The following is a 15,204-nucleotide window of genomic DNA, read 5'->3' on the forward strand; positions in this document are numbered from 1 at the left end:
TCCCTAGCCGAGTTCCTTGTCCAGCAGCGCGAGAAGCTCTCCCGCCGAGGCCGAGGTGATCTGGTCGGCGATGCCGGCCGCCGCTCCGGCGCCCGCCATCGAACGGACGCGCCCCTGAAGGTCGCCGAGGAGCGTGGAGATGGTGGTGCGCTCCTGGGCCGCGAGGCCGAGGAAGGCGTCCTGGAGCCGGGTGCCGAGCTGCTCGATCTCCTCGGCCAGTTGGTCGGCCGGGGAGCGCTGTCCGGCGGCGGCGGGCGCGATCCGCTCGGTGAGGAACCGGGCGAGGACGTTGGGGCTGGGGTGGTCGAACACGAGCGTGGCGGGCAGCTTCAGGCCGGTCACCGCGGCCAGCCGGTTGCGCAGTTCCAGGGCCGTGAGCGAGTCGATGCCCAGCTCCCTGAAGGCCACGGCGGGGGCGATCCGCGCGGCGTCGGCGTGGCCGAGGACCGTCGCGGTCTGGTCCCGCACGGCGTCCAGCAGCGCCGCCTCGGCATCGGCCGGCTCCAGCGACGCCAGGTGCTCGGCGAGCGGTCCGTCGGTGTTCCCCGGGCCCGTCGGTGCGCCCGGGGCGGCGGACGTGCCGGTCAGGCCGCGCAGCAGCGGGGAGCCCGGCCGGCCGTGCGGGGCGGTGAGGTTCAGTCGCGCGGGCACCAGCACGGACTCGCCGTCCACGGAGAGCGCCGCGTCGAACAGCGCGAGTCCCTCCGGTGAGGACATCGGGAGCACGCCCTGCCGTTGCAGGCGGCCGAGGTCGGTCGCGTCGAGGCCGGCGCTCATCTCGCTGCGCTCGGCCCACAGGCCCCAGCACAGGGCGGTGGCGGGCAGCCCCTCGGCCCGGCGGGCGTCCGCGAGGCCGTTGAGGAAGGCGTTGGCCGCCGCGTAGTTGGCCTGCCCCGCGGTGCCGAGGACGCTCGCCACCGAGGAGAACAGCACGAACGCGGACAGGTCCAGGTGCCGGGTCAGCTCGTGCAGGTGCCAGGCGCCGCGCACCTTCGGGGCCAGTACGGCGTCCAGGCGGTCCTCCGTCAGCGCCTCGACGACGCCGTCGTCCAGCACACCGGCGCAGTGGACCACCGCCGTCAGCGGGTGCTCGTCGGGTACGGCGGCGAGCAGGGCGGCGACGGAGTCCCGGTTCGTGACGTCGCAGGCGGCGATGTCGACGTGTGCGCCCGCCGCGGTCAGCGCCGCGGTGAGTCCGGCCGCCTCCGGGGCCGCCGGGCCCCTTCTGCCGGCGAGCAGCAGGCGGCGCACGCCGTGCCGGTCCACGAGGTGCCGGGCGAGCATGGCGCCCAGGCCGCTGGTGCCGCCCGTGACGAGCACGGTTCCGGAGCCGAGGGCGGGGACGCCGGGGGCGCGGGCGACTCCGGCGTCGGCGCGGGCCAGCCGGGGGGCGGCCGGGGTGCCGGCCCGGAGCCTGAGCTGGTCCTCCCCGGTCGCGGCCACCGCCGGGAGGAGGTCCCACGAGGCCGGCGCGTCGTCGACGTCGACGAGCGTGACGCGCCCCGGGTTCTCCGTCTGCGCGCTGCGTACGAACCCCCAGACGGCCGCGGCCACCGGATCGGGGCGGGGCACGCGGTCGTCGGGGAAGGCGCCCCGGGTGACGACGACCAGCCGCGACTCGGCGAAGCGGTCGTCGGACAGCCAGGACCGGGTCCAGCCCAGCACCCGGTGCAGGGCGCGCTCGACGGCGGCGGGCGTGTCCTCGCCGTCCGGGGCGGCGCGGTGCACGTCGGCGAGCACGAGCGGGGCTACCGGCGCATGGGCGGCGAGTGCGTCGAGGTCGGTGAAGACCGCCGCGTCCTGCGGCGCGGGGGACGCGGCCGTGCCCAGCACCGCGTACGGGTGGGCCGCCGCGGCCGGAACGGGCAGCGGCTCCCAGTCGAGCCGGAACAGCGCGTCCTGGTGGTCGAAGCCCAGCGCGGTGAGCTGCTCGACGTCCGCGGGGCGCAGGCTCAGCGACGCGATGCCGCCGGCCGGTGTGCCGTGCTGGTCGGCGAGGGTGACCGACACCGCGTCCTCGCCGGCCGGTTCGAGCCGCACGCGCAGGGTGCCCGGCCGGACGGAGCCGAGCCGGATGCCGGTGACCCTGTGCGGCAGCTTGCCGCCGGGCCGGCCGGGGCCGCCGACGAGGCCCAGGACGGCGGGGAGCAGCGCCGTGTGCAGCAGTGCGGGGTGGATCCGGAACCCGTCCTGTCCGGTGCCGCCGGCCGCGGGCGGTTCCACCTCCGCGAACACGGTGTCGCCCCGGCTCCACAGCGCCTTCAGGCCGCGGAAGTGGGGTCCGTGGTCGAAGCCGAGGCCGGACAGCCGGGCGTACTCCTCCTCGAACGGCACGCGCGTCGCGCCGGGCGGGGGCCAGGCGCCGAGGGTGTCCTGGGCGGGTGCGCCGCCCGCTCTGCCGACGGCGTTGCGCGTCCAGCGGGTCTCGCCTTCGCCGCGCGAGTGCACGCCTACGGTGCCCGTCTCGTCGAGCACGACGCGGATCTCCCGCTCGGCCGTCCGGGAGAGCACCAGCGGTGTCTCCAGGGTGAGTTCGTCGACGGCGTCGAAGCCGGCCCGGTGCGCCGCCCACGCCGCCAGCTCGGCCGGCACCGTGGCGGGCACCAGGTGGGTGCCGTGGACCACGTGCTCGGCGAGCCAGGGGTGGCGCTCAAGCGACAGCCGCCCGCCGCCCACCACCCCTCCGTGCCCGGCGTCGCCGGGCAGGTCGACCACGGCGTCCAGCAGCGGGTGGTCGGAGGTGGCGCCGTGGGTGGTCTCCTGCGGGGTGTTCAGCCAGTAGCGCTGCCGCTGGAAGGCGTACGTGGGCAGTTCGGCCCACCGGCCCGGCCCGCCGCCGGGGGACGCCGTCCGCCAGTCCACCGCGGTGCCCGCGACGAAGGCCTCCGCCACCGACCGGTACAGGCGTGCCAGGCCGCCCTCGTCGCGGCGCAGGGAGCCCACCACGAGACCGGTGGCGCCGGGAGTGTTGTCGAAGATCTCCTGGATGTTCATCACGAGCAGCGGGTGGGGGCTGAGTTCGACGACGGTGCTGTCGGGCTCCCGCTCGACCAGGCGTTGCATCGCCGCGCCGAACTGGACCGGCTCGCGCAGGTTGCGGAACCAGTAGGCCGCGTCCAGGGTCTGCGGGTCGACCGGGCCGCCGGTCACCGTGGAGTAGATCTCGACCGGTGTGAGGGTGGGGACGATCACGCCCAGCTCGCGCGGCAGCCGCTCCGCGAAGCGGTCCATCAGCGGCGAGTGGCCGGGCACGCTCGACTTGATCAGCCGGGCGCGGGCGCCCTCGGCCCGGCAGGCCTCGACCAGTTCCTCGACCGCACCGGTCTCGCCGGAGACCGTGGTGGAGCCGGGTCCGTTCACCGCGGCGATCCCGATGCGGGCCTCCTGACCCGCCATCAGCTCGCGCACGCGCTCTTCGGGCAGCAGGATCCCGGCCATGCTGCCCTGTCCGGCGAGGGTGGCCAGCAGCCGCGACCGCAGCGCCACGATCTTTGCCGCGTCGTCGAGGGACAGGGCGCCCGCGACGTGGGCCGCGGCGATCTCGCCCTGGGAGTGGCCGATCACCACGTCCGGGGTCACGCCCAGCGACTGCCACACCCGCGCCAGCGCCACCATCACGGCGAACAGCACCGGCTGGACGACGTCGATGTCCTCCAGGTCGGCGGAGTCGGGCCCCGCGCACACGGTGTCCACGAGCGACCAGGAGACCCACGGCTCCAGCGCCTCGGCGCAGGCGCGAAGCTGCTCGGCGAAGACGGGGGAGGTCTCCCACAGCTCCCGGCCCATCGCGATCCACTGCGCCCCCTGCCCGGGGAAGACGAACACGGTCTTGCCCACGGGGCGCGCGAGGCCGCGTACGCCGGCGGCGGTGCCGGGCTCCTCGCCCGCGGCCACGGCGGTCAGGGCGGCGAGCAGGGCGTCGCGGTCGGCGCCGACGACCACCTGCCGGTGCTCGAACAGCGGGCGCGTCGTCACCAGCGCGTTCCCCACCTCCGTGAGCGGGACGGCGGGGTGGGCGGTGACGTGGTCGTGCAGCCGGCGGGCCTGCTCGCGCAGCGCCTGCTCCGACCGCGCGGACAGCACCCACGGGACCGTGCCGGGGGCACGGGTGGCGACCGGGCCCTGCTCAAGGGTGTCGAGGGAGTCGGGGGACGCGAGGGCTTCGGGGGACGCGGGGGCCTGCTCCAGGATCAGGTGCGCGTTGGTGCCGCTGATGCCGAAGGAGGACACTCCCGCGCGCCGGGGCCGGCCCGCGTCCGTGGTCCACTCCCGGGCCTCGGTGAGCAGTTCCACCGCCCCGGCCGACCAGTCCACGTGCGTCGAGGGACGCTCGACGTGCAGGGTCCGGGGCAGCACCCCGTTCCGCATCGCCATGATCATCTTGATGACGCCGCCGACGCCGGCCGCCGCCTGCGTGTGGCCGATGTTGGACTTCAGCGATCCCAGCCACAGCGGCCGGTCCTGGTCCCGCTCCTGCCCGTAGGTGGCCAGCAGCGCCTCCGCCTCCAGCGGGTCGCCCAGCCGGGTCCCGGTGCCGTGGGCCTCCACGGCGTCCACCTCGCGGCCGGTCAGGCCGGCGTCCGTCAGCGCGGCCCTGACGACCTGCTGCTGCGCCAGGCCGTTGGGCGCGGTGAGCCCGTTGGAGGCGCCGTCCTGGTTGACCGCCGAGCCCCGGATCACCGCCCAGACGCGACGCCCGTTGCGCCGGGCGTCGGAGAGCCGCTCCAGGACGAGTACGCCCGCGCCCTCGGAGAAGCCGGTGCCGTCGGCGGCGTCCGCGAACGCCTTGCACCGCCCGTCGGCCGACAGGCCCCGCTGCCGGGACAGTTCCACGAACATCCCCGGCGTCGGCAGCGTGGACACCCCGCCGGCCAGGGCCAGCGTGCACTCCCCGGACCGCAGGGACCGCACGGCCTGGTGGACGGCGACGAGCGACGCCGAGCACGCGGTGTCGGTCGAGACCGCCGGACCGTGCAGGCCCAGCACGTACGCCACCCGGCCCGAGGCCACGCTGAGGTAGGTCCCGGTGAGGGTGAAGCCCTCGACCTCGCCGGCCGCGCCGCCGCCCATCCGGGGGCCGTAGTCGACGCCGTAGATGCCGGTGAACACGCCGGTGGACGAGCCCCGCAGGCCCGTGGGGTCGATGCCCGCCCGCTCCAGCGCCTCCCACGACGTCTCCAGCATGAGCCGCTGCTGCGGGTCCATGGCCAGCGCCTCGCGCGGGCTGATGCCGAAGAACTCGGCGTCGAAGTCGGGGAGGTCGCTCAGGAAGCCGCCGGAGCGCGTGTACGTCTTCCCGTGCGCCTCGGGGTCCGGGTCGTACAGTTCCTCCACGTCCCAGCCGCGGTCCGACGGGAAGTCGCCCACCGCGTCCACGCCGTCGGACACCAGGTCCCACAGGCCCTCGGGGGACGCCACCCCGCCCGGGAAGCGGCACCCCACTCCCACCACCGCGATGGGCTCGCGCGCGGCCTCCTCCAGCTCGCGCACGCGCTCACGCAGGTGCTGCGCGTCGCCGACGGCGCGACGCAGATAGGACCGGAGCTTGTCGACATCCTCCACCAGGGCCTCCCCCTAACGGTTGCTGGGACGAACGGTGTTGCTACACGTATCCGCGGTCGATCAGGGCGTACAGATCGTCGTCGTCGCGGCCTTCCAGACCCTCGTCCGGTGCGTCCGGTGCCGTGTCCGGCGGTTGTGGCTCCGTCGGTGTCAGCAGGGAGAAGAGGCGCAGGGCGAGCTGCCGGGGCGTGGGGTAGGTGAACGCGACGGTGGCCGGGAGGCGGACTCCGGTCACCGCGGTGAGGCGGTTGCGCAGCGCCACGACCATCGAGGAGTCGAACCCCAGGGCCTTGAAGGTCTCGTCCGAGCGCGCTCCGAGGCCGGCCACCGCGAGATCCGGGTCCTTCGCCGTCAGCAGCGTCGCGGTCTCGGCGCACACGAGGGCGCGGACCGCCGCCTCCGAGGCGAGGTCCGGCCGGTCGGCGGCCGGCTGCGGGGCGAGGGCGCCGTCCGGCGCGGTCAGCCAGTACCGCTGCCGCTGGAACGGGTAGGTGGGCAGGCCGATCCGGTGCGGGCGGGCCGGGGCGAACACCGTCCGCCAGTCCACCGGTACGCCCCGCACGTGCAGTTCGGCCGCCGATGCGAGGATCTTGGCGGCGCCGCCGTCGTGCTTGTTCAGGGTGTTCACCACCGGGGGCGGGCTCGCCAGCGTGTCCGCGGTCTCCTCCATCGCCACTTGCAGGACGGGGTGCGGGCTGACCTCCACGTACACTCCGCCGCGCTCCCGCATCAGCGCGGCGACGACCTCGCCGAACCGCACCGTGGAGCGCAGGTTGGCGTACCAGTACGCGCTGCCCAGTTCGCGGGTGTCGAGCCGCCCGCCGGTGACCGTGGAGTGGAACTCCACCGGTGTCGGCCGGGGCGTCACGTCCGCGGCGGCGGCGAGCACCTGCTCCCGGATGCGCTCGACCTGGTGGGAGTGGGAGGCGTACTCGATCCTGACCCGGCGCACCCGGACCCCGTCGGCCCGGGCCGCGGCCGCGAACTCGTCGAGGGCCTCCAGGTCACCGGAGACCACGGTGGACGCCGGTCCGTTGACCGCGGCGACCGACAGCCGTCCGGGCCACCGGGCCAGCCGCTCCTCGACCTCGGCGAGGGGTGCGGCGACCGCGTTCATCCCGCCGAGGCCGGCCAGCGCCGTCAGGGCCCGGCTGCGCAGGGCGACCACGCGGGCGGCGTCCTCCAGGGAGAGCGCGCCCGCCGCGCAGGCGGCGGCGATCTCGCCCTGCGAATGCCCCACGACCGCGTCGGGCACGACGCCCAGCGAGCGCCAGACCCGGGCCAGGGAAACCATCATGGCGAACAGCGCCGGCTGCACCACCGCGTCCCCGCGCTCCAGCGAGGGCGCCGACTCGGCGCCGGTCACCAGGTCGAGCAGGGACCAGTCCAGCCACGGCTCCAGGGCCCGCGCGCAGTCGTCGATCGAGCGGGCGAAGACCTCCGACTCCGCGTACAGCCGCTGCCCCATGCCGAGCCACTGGGAGCCCTGGCCGGGGAAGACGAGGACGACCGGTCCGGCCGGCCCGCCCGCCGTGCCGCGCACGACGGGTGCCGCGTCGGTGCCCGCCGCCACCAGGCCCAGACCGCGGAGCGCGTCCTCGCGGTCGGCGCCGAGCACCACGGCCCGGTGCGCGAACGCCGTCCGTGTCGTCACCAGCGAGTGGCCGACGTCGGCCGCGGTCAGCGAGGGATCGGCGGCCACACGGTCGCGCAGCCGGGCCGCCTGCTCGCGCAGCGCCGGTTCGGAGCGCGCGGACAGCACCCAGGGCAGCGCTCCGGACACGTTGTGCGCGGGATCCGCCGCCTCGGTCGGCGTGCCGGGGGCCTGTTCGAGGATCAGGTGGGCGGTGGTGCCGCCCATGCCGACCGACGTGACGCCGGCCCGTCGCGGCCGCTGCGGGGTGCCCGTCCAGGGCCGGGAGGCGCGCAGGATCTCGAAGTCGGCCCCGAAGTCCGGGATCTCGGGGTTGGGGGATCGGAAGCCGGGGTGCGGGACCAGGTGGCCGCGGTCCAGGCAGAGGGCCGCCTTCACGAAGCCGACGATGCCGGCGGCGGGTTCCAGGTGCCCGACGTTCGCCTTCGCCGAGCCGATCACCAGGGGGGCGCCGCGCCCGGTGTGCCGGAGGACCTCGCGCAGGCCGGCGATCTCGGCCGGGTCGCCGCGCCGGGTGCCGGTGCCGTGCGCCTCGACGTACTGGACGCCGTCGAAGGGGACGTCCGCGGCCTTGAGGGCGGCCAGCACGGCCGCCGCCTGCCCGGTGGGGCTGGGGTCCGGCATCCGGGAGGTGGCGCCGCCGCTGCCGACGCCCCAGCCGCGCACCACCGCGTAGACGTGGTCGCCGTCGGCGACGGCCCGGTCCAGCCGCTTGAGCAGGACGAACGCCCCGCCCTCGCCCCGCACGAAGCCGTCCGCGCGGGCGTCGAAGGGGTAGCAGCGGCCGTCCGGCGACAGGGCGCCCAGGTTCGCGAGCCCGAGGCCCGCCTCCGGGTCGGCGATGAGGTGCACACCGCCCGCGAGCGCCATGTCGACGGCGCCGCTGCGGATGCGCTCACAGGTCAGCGCCAGCGACACGAGGGACGAGGACTGGCCGGAGTCCGCGGCCAGGCTCATGCCCCGTACGTCGAACAGGTGCGAGATCCGGTTGGCGATCAGCGCGCCGCTCGACCCGAGGACGGCGTAGTGGTCGTCCTGGTCGCTGCCGGACAGCCTGCGCAGGAGTTCGTACCCGGAGGGGCCGGCCCCGACCACGACGTCGACCTCGCGGCCGGCGAGCGCGTCCGCCGGGACGCGGGCGTCCTCGACCGCCTCCCAGGCCAGCTCAAGGCCCAGCCGCTGCACGGGATCCATGGCGGCCGCCTCCGCCGCGGACGTGCCGAAGAACTCGGCGTCGAAGCCGTCGATGGCGTCGAGGAACGAGCCGGAGTTCACGGTGGCGGCGTCCGGGTGGGGCGTGCGGTCGGGCAGGGGCGCGCGGTGTGCGGGGAACGTGCCGAAGGTCGACCCGCCGTCGAGCAGCAGGCGCCAGAAGCCGTCCAGGTCGTCGACACCGGGGAAGCGGCAGGACATCCCGATGACGGCGATGTCGGTGGCTGCGCCACTCATACGAAGTCCTTCCGGTTGCCTCGGTGCGGGTCTCTCGCTGACGGCCGCGGCGCGTTCATCGCCAGCTGGTCAGTGCGTTCAGCAGTTCGTCGGGCGCGTCCATGAAGTCGTAGTGGCCGCCGTCGACGGCCAGGAACTCGACCGAGTCGGCGTACCGGCGCCAGCCCTGGAGCTGGTCGAGGCCGACGTCGGGGTCGTCGCGCCAGTGCAGGACGACGACGGGGCAGGGCACGGGGACGGGCTCCGTCCGCCGGTACCGGGCCGCGGCGGCGTGGTCGCGCAGCAGCACCGTCAGGCCGAGGTCGATCATGTCGGGCCGCGGTTCGATGCCCCGGCCGCGCAGGAACGTCTCGAGTTCGGTGCGCAGTTCGGCCTCGGTGAGGGCGAGCATCCGGTCCTGTGCGGCGTCGTGGGGTGCCGGCTGGCCGGACACGATCAGGCGGGCGGGGGTGGGCAGGCCGAGTGCGGCGAGCCGGAGCACGGTCTCGTAGGCGGGCAGCGCGCCCGCGCAGTGCCCGAAGAAGGCGTAGGGCACCCCGCCGAGCAGCGGGCGCAGCGCTTCGGTCAGGTCCTCGGCGAGTCTCTCGTAGGTGCCGTAGTGGGGGTGGGCGAGCCGGTTCTCGCGGCCGGGGAACTGCACGGGGCAGATCTCGGTGTCGCCGATCGCGGCCGGCCAGGCGCTGAAGGCCGAGGCCCCGGAGCCGGCGAAGGGGAAGCCGAAGACGCGGGCGGCGGGGCCGGCGGCCGGCGGCCGGACGAACCACGGCGACGCGAGGGTGGTGGGGCCGGAGGTCATGGCGTCCGCCGTTTCTGCGCGGTGATGGGCAGGTGGGTCATCCCGGCGATGAAGTACGAGCGCAGGTGCTGCGGTTCGCCGGCCGGCTCGATCGAGCCGAAGTGCTGGAGCAGTTCCTCGAAGAAGACCCGCAGGGTCAGCCGGGCCAGGGGTGCCCCGATGCAGAAGTGCGGCCCGAAGCCGAAGGCGACCTGGCGCTTGGCGTTGGCGCGCGTGATGTCGAAGGTGTGCGGGTCGGGGAAGCGGGACGCGTCCCGGTTGGCCGAGCCGATCCAGGCGACGACCGCGCCCCGCGCGGGGATCGTGCCCCCGGCGATCTCGACGTCGTCCACCGCGTACCGCATGAAGTTGCACGCGGCCGAGGTCCAGCGCAGCCCCTCCTCGACCAGGTTCGGGATCAGCGTCGGGTCGGCCTGGGCCTTGTCGAACTGCTCGGGCCGCTCCATGAGCGCGTGCACCGTGCCCGAGACGGTGTGCGGGGTGGTGACGTTGGCGCCGAGCAGGATGCTGTAGCCGTCGAGGGCGATCTCCTCGTCGGTCAGCGGTGCGCCGCCGGGGCGGACGTTCATCAGGTGGTGCAGGAGGCTGTCGTCCTCGAAGCCGGACTTGCGCCGGGAGAGGACCCACTCCCTGACGTAGGTGACCAGTTCGTGGTGGGCGATGGCCAGGGTGGCGGCCTCGCTGCCGGTCCGGAAGTGCGGGTCGGAGGGTGCGGTCACCATCGCGGTGAGCTGGACGAGTTCGGCCCAGTCCTTCTCGGGGATGCCCAGCAGCGGTCCGGTGACCAGCGCGGGGAGCAGCAGCGCCTGTTCGGCCAGGTCGAAGGGCTCGCCGTCGAGGGCCGGCGCCAGGAAGCGGACGATCGTCCGCCGGATGGAGTCCTCCCAGGACTTCACGGCCCGCGCGGTGAGCTTGGCACCCAGCGGCCGGCGGACCTCGGTGTGCCGGGGCGGGTCGGTGGAGGTCAGCAGTACGCCGGCCGCGACGTCGTCCGTCCCGAGGTGGGTGGGGACGGTACCGCGCTCGGAGGTGAACTCGCGGTGGTCGCCGAGCACGCGGCAGACGTCCTCGAAGCGGGTCACCGACCAGAACTCCCGGCCGTCGGGCAGGACCTGGTGGTGCAGGGGCGCCCTCTCGCGCATCGCGTCCCAGACGGGGTGCGGGTCGCCCTCGGTGTACAGGTCCAGGTCGAACAGGTCGACGCCGTCGAGGTCGATCTCCCGCGGGGGGCCCGGCGTCAGTCTCACGTCCCCGCCCTCCCCTGTTCGATCAACCCGGCGATCCGGGCCGGGGTCCCGGCCAGGTAGAAGTCGCGCACGGAGAGCTGGACGCCGTGGTCCTCGAAGATCCGCTCGATGATTTTGATTCCGGTCAGCGAGTTGCCGCCCAGGGCGAAGAAGTCGTCCTCGGCTTTGACCTCAACGCCCAGGCACTGACTCCACAGCGCGGCTGTCTCCTGCACCAGGGCGACCGGCGCACTCGAAGGCGCGGCTTGCTGCTCCATTGCCATTTCCCTTCCTCCGCCGAGCTGTTCTTGCGCCGTCCCGCCGGCGGGACGGAATTCTCGAAGGGCCGAGTGCTCGGCCGGATCGAGTGTCGTCCGCACACGGGGCCGCTCCCACCGGGTCGGTGGCCTGCCGGCTCGCATCGGCAGGTGGGGTTGAGAATGGACCGGAGCCCTCGCAAGCTGACACCCCCGCACCGTCCGCCCGCCGAATCCGTCCCGCCGGCGGGACGGCGGGTGAGAAGCGGCGCACAGGACTTGAGGCGCACTCGAATGCCGCTGGAGCGGCACGGGACGAGCACGGGCGGGCCGGAAAGCCGCAACGCCGGAAAGCCGAAGGCCGAAGGCCGGAAACCGAAGGCCGAGAACCGGAAAGCCGGAGTAAGCGGAATCAGAGAAGAAAAGGGGGCGGACGACGTGGCAAACACCGGCATGGACGCGGACGTGGTCATCGCGGGCGCCGGGCCTACCGGTCTGATGCTCGCCTGCGAGCTGCGGCTGGGCGGCGCCGACGTGGTGGTCGTCGAGCGGCTCGCGGAGCGGACCGGCGAGTCGCGGGCCGGCGGCATCCACTCCCGCACCCTGGAGGTGCTCGACCAGCGCGGCGTCCTGGACCGCTTCCTGGCGGAGGGCGAACTGCAGCCGGTGGGCCACTTCTCGGGGCTCTACCTGGACTTCGACGAGTCCGAGTCCCGGCACCCGTATCCGCTGATGATCCTCCAGTCAGCCATCGAGCGGCTGCTGGAGGAGTGGGCGAGCGAACTCGGCGTACGCTTCCGCTGGTCGTCCCCGGTCGGCGGCGTCCACCAGGACGAATCGGGCGTGACGGTGGAGCTGGACACCGGCGACGCGGCGCCCGCCGCGCTGCGCGCCCGCTATCTCGTGGGCTGCGACGGCGGACGCAGCACCGTGCGCAGGCTGGCGGGGATCGACTTCCCCGGTACCGAGCCGACGATGACGGCGCTGATCGGCGACGTCGAACTGCCCGACCTGCCCGAGGAGTACGTGTGGGTGCGGCGCCGCCCGGCGGGCGACTACTCGGCGATCGCGTTCGAGCCCGGCTGGTACCGGGTGATCACGTCGGAGTACGACCGCGTCCCCGGGCGCGACGAGCCGGTGACGTTCGAGCAGCTGCGCCAGTCCCTGATCAGGGTCGCGGGCACCGACTTCGGCATGCGCGAACCGCGGTGGGTCTCCCGGTTCACCGACGCCGCCCGGCAGGCGGCCCGGTACCGGGCGGGCCGGGTGCTCCTCGCGGGCGACGCGGCGCACATCCACTTCCCGGCCGGCGGCCAGGGGCTGAACATGGGTGTGCAGGACGCGGTGAACCTCGGCTGGAAGCTCGCCGCGGTGGTGCGCGGCGAGGCCCCGGAGAGCCTGCTGGACAGCTACCACGCCGAGCGCCACCCGGTGGGTGAGCGCGTGCTGCAGAACACCCGCGCCCAGTCCGCCCTGGTCCGCCCGGGCGCCCAGACGGACGCGCTGCGCGAGGTGTTCGGCTCGCTGATGGTGTTCGACGACGTCAACCGGCACCTGCGGCACATGCTGAACGCGCTGGACATCCGCTATCCGGTGGACGGCGACCATCCACTGGAGGGCCGCCGGGTCCCCGACGCCGACCTCGACACGTCCGAGGGGGCCGCGTACGTCTCCGAGTTGCTGCACTCCGCCCGGCCCGTCCTGCTGGACCTGGGCGGCAGCGCGGAGGTGGCGGCCGCGGTCAAGGGCTGGGCCGACCGCGTCGACCTGGTCGAGGCGCGCAGCGCGGACGAACTGTGGACGGTGCCGGCCATCGGCGAGATCCCCGCCCCCGCCGCGCTGCTGGTCCGCCCCGACGGCCATGTCGCGTGGGCGGCCTCCGCCGACGAGGCCCTCGACCCGGCCGCGCTGCGGACGGCCCTGGCCACCTGGTTCGGACCGCCGCTGCGGGGGTGAGGGACGGCCCCCCGAACGGCGGGTCGCGCCACGCCGCACCGGAGCGCGGCCCGCGGTTCAGGGGGCCGTCCGCGTCCAGGTGACCGGCAGTTCGTGGACGCCGTAGATGTTCATGTCGGTGCGCAGCGGCACCTCGTCGGCGGGGATCGCCAGGCTGAGGTCCGGGAACCGGCGCAGCAGTCCGGCGAAGCCGGCCCGCATCTCGATGCGCCCCAGCTGCTGGCCGAGGCACTGGTGGACACCGTGGCCGAAGGCCAGGTGCCCCCGGGCCGCGCGGCGCACGTCCAGGGTGTCGGGGTTCTCGAAGCGCCGGGGGTCGCGGTTGGCGGCCAGCAGGGAGACGACCACGGTCGATCCCGCGCCGATCGTCTCGCCGCCCAGCTCGATGTCCTCGGTGGCGTAGCGGTAGAAGATGTCGGCGACGGACAGGTAGCGCATCAGCTCCTCGACGGCGCCCGGGAGCAGTTCCGGGTCCGCGCGCAGGGCTGCCGTCTGCTCGGGGTGCTCCAGGAGCGCGAAGGTGCCCAGGGCCAGCATGTTGACGGTGGTCTCGTGGCCGGCGAGCAGCAGCAGGAAGGCGCAGCCGGTCAGTTCCTCGACCGTGAGGTCCTCCTGGCGGGCCAGGTCGGACAGGATGTCGTCGCCCGGTTCGGCGCGTTTGCGGGTGACCAGTTCGGCGAGGTACGAGGTCATGGCCCCGTAGGCGGCCATCTTCTCGTCGAACGCCTGGTCCCGGACGAGGAAGGCGGCGGTGTTGGTCTGGAAGGTCGCCCGGTCCTCGTAGGGCACGCCGAGCAGTTCGCAGATGACCAGCGAGGGCACCGGCAGCGCGAACCGCTCGACCAGGTCGACCGGCGGGGTCAGCCGGGCCATGGCGTCGAGCTGCCGTTCGGCGACGAGGACGATGCTCTCCTCCAGTTCCTTCATCCGCCGGACGGTGAAGGCGCCGGTGAGCCTGCGCCGCATCCGGGTGTGGTCCGGCGGGTCCATGGCGATGAAGACGCCGGGGATCTGCGGGGAGGGCTCGGTGGGGACGGGCATGCCGGGTACCTCGTAGGGCACGTGCAGCACTCCGAGGTCCTGACGTGAGCTGAAGCGGGTGTCGGCCAGGAGCCGGCGGACCTCCTCGTGGCCGGTGACCAGCCAGCCCTCGTGTCCGCCGGGGAAGCGCAGGGGGCTGACCGGACGGACCTCGCGCAGCCGGGAGAGCGCGCGGGGCGGGGCGAAGGGGCCCGCGTCCCGCTCCATGGGCAGGCCGTTCGGGACGGGAACCGTCTGGGTCATGGGGTGTCCTTTCGCAGCGCGGCTGGGCAACCGGCAAGACCGGTGACTCCACCATGGCACACCCATAGCGCCACCCCGCGCCATTTGGCCCTATCTCGGCGCCACTCTGGAGCCACTCACTCCCCCGACTCGTGTGAAGACGCAGGCCCGAGGGATGGGGCGGTGGCGCCAGAACATGACCGGAATTCGCCGTTCGACGAGGCCGGAACGCCGTGCGGCCCCCCGGTCCGTGGACCAGGGGGCCGCGCTGCCGCCGCGTTCGCTCAGTTCGCCACGGGCGCCCGCCTGGACTCCGCCTCGATCGCGTCCAGCACCCGCGGGCCCAGGTCGACCAGGTACATGTGGTCGCCGGGGAACTCCCGGTAGCCGAAGCCGGCGGTGGTCGCCGCCTGCCACTGCCGGGCCTCCTCCGCGGTGACCAGTCCGTCGTCCGCGCCCCGCAGCGAGGTGATCGGCACCGAGAGCGGGACATCGGTACTGGGCACGTACGCCTCGTGCATCTCGCAGTCCGCCTGGAGCGTGGGGAGGATCAGCTCCCGCATCTCCGGGTGGTCGAGCGCCTCGTGCCGGAACCCGGCGAACTCCTCGACGCGGGCGAGGAACTCGTCGCCCTCCAGCCCCGCCGCCCGCCGCTCGCGCTGCGTCCACGGCCCCGGCGAGCCGCTGACGACCAGCCGTTCGACGGGCACGCCGCGCGCGCCGAGCAGGTGCGCCAGCTCGTAGGCGAGCACCGCGCCCAGGCTGTGCCCGAACAGCACGGTCCGCGTCCCCTCACCGAGGTCCGCGACGACGGCGTCGATCTCGCCGCGCGCCGCCTCGACGACGTTGCGGTACGGCGTCTCCAGGAACCTCCGCTCCCTGCCCGGCAGTTCGACCGAGGTCACCCGCCACCGCCCGGCGGCGGGCTCCCGCCACGGGTGGAAGAACGAGGGGCCCGCCCCCGCGAACGGCACGCACAGCAGCGCGGTCTCCTCCATCACCATTGCCAACCCCCATCATCGTTTCGGTCCAGGTCCCGTC

At 74.4% G+C, this 15,204-nt stretch carries 7 protein-coding genes and 1 pseudogene; 1 reads left to right on the forward strand and 7 read right to left on the reverse strand.

Annotated elements, in window-relative coordinates:
• Positions 1-3 precede the first annotated feature (3 nt).
• The 5 genes and pseudogenes from IE108_RS32445 to IE108_RS32465 form a co-directional block, all read right to left on the reverse strand.
• Positions 4-5,535: pseudogene (locus IE108_RS32445) on the reverse strand (type I polyketide synthase); the annotation flags it as partial.
• Between the two features lie 67 nt (positions 5,536-5,602).
• A complete protein-coding gene (locus tag IE108_RS32450; RefSeq protein WP_079163908.1) occupies positions 5,603-8,665 on the reverse strand; it encodes a type I polyketide synthase in 3,063 nt (1,020 codons plus the stop codon).
• A 55-nt stretch (positions 8,666-8,720) separates the two neighbouring features.
• Entirely contained in the window at positions 8,721-9,461 is a 741-nt protein-coding gene (locus IE108_RS32455; protein ID WP_064732284.1) for a thioesterase II family protein, read from the reverse strand.
• A complete protein-coding gene (locus tag IE108_RS32460; protein WP_064732283.1) occupies positions 9,458-10,708 on the reverse strand; it encodes a cytochrome P450 in 1,251 nt (416 codons plus the stop codon). Before IE108_RS32460 ends, IE108_RS32455 begins: the two co-directional genes overlap by 4 nt.
• Positions 10,705-10,971, reverse strand: coding sequence for a phosphopantetheine-binding protein (locus tag IE108_RS32465; RefSeq protein WP_064732282.1), 267 nt, complete (start codon positions 10,969-10,971; stop codon positions 10,705-10,707). The genes IE108_RS32460 and IE108_RS32465 overlap by 4 nt, the downstream gene beginning before the upstream one ends.
• A gap of 426 nt (positions 10,972-11,397) precedes the next feature.
• On the opposite strand from IE108_RS32465, the gene IE108_RS32470 reads away from it, so the two are divergent.
• On the forward strand, positions 11,398-12,900 hold the full coding sequence (locus tag IE108_RS32470) for an FAD-dependent monooxygenase (RefSeq protein WP_064732281.1): 1,503 nt from the start codon (positions 11,398-11,400) through the stop codon (positions 12,898-12,900).
• Between the two features lie 57 nt (positions 12,901-12,957).
• Here the strand turns inward: IE108_RS32470 and IE108_RS32475 are convergent, their stop codons facing one another.
• Positions 12,958-14,184, reverse strand: a complete 1,227-nt coding sequence (locus IE108_RS32475) for a cytochrome P450 (RefSeq protein WP_064732280.1) — start codon at positions 14,182-14,184, stop codon at positions 12,958-12,960.
• A gap of 263 nt (positions 14,185-14,447) precedes the next feature.
• Positions 14,448-15,167, reverse strand: a complete 720-nt coding sequence (locus tag IE108_RS32480; RefSeq protein ID WP_202545197.1) for a thioesterase II family protein — start codon at positions 15,165-15,167, stop codon at positions 14,448-14,450.
• Between the last annotated feature and the right edge of the window lie 37 nt (positions 15,168-15,204).

The sequence above is a fragment of the Streptomyces parvulus genome, from assembly GCF_014648855.1.
GTDB lineage: Bacteria > Actinomycetota > Actinomycetes > Streptomycetales > Streptomycetaceae > Streptomyces > Streptomyces parvulus.

What these genes read in the sequence shown, in the direction of transcription:
- IE108_RS32480 (WP_202545197.1), bottom strand. Translation starts at nt 15,167, where the DNA reads ATGGTGATGGAGGAGACCGCGCTGCTGTGCGTGCCGTTCGCGGGGGCG.
- IE108_RS32455 (WP_064732284.1), bottom strand. Translation starts at nt 9,461, where the DNA reads ATGACCTCCGGCCCCACCACCCTCGCGTCGCCGTGGTTCGTCCGGCCG.
- IE108_RS32475 (WP_064732280.1), bottom strand. Translation starts at nt 14,184, where the DNA reads ATGACCCAGACGGTTCCCGTCCCGAACGGCCTGCCCATGGAGCGGGAC.
- IE108_RS32465 (WP_064732282.1), bottom strand. Translation starts at nt 10,971, where the DNA reads ATGGCAATGGAGCAGCAAGCCGCGCCTTCGAGTGCGCCGGTCGCCCTG.
- IE108_RS32450 (WP_079163908.1), bottom strand. Translation starts at nt 8,665, where the DNA reads ATGAGTGGCGCAGCCACCGACATCGCCGTCATCGGGATGTCCTGCCGC.
- IE108_RS32470 (WP_064732281.1), top strand. Translation starts at nt 11,398, where the DNA reads ATGGACGCGGACGTGGTCATCGCGGGCGCCGGGCCTACCGGTCTGATG.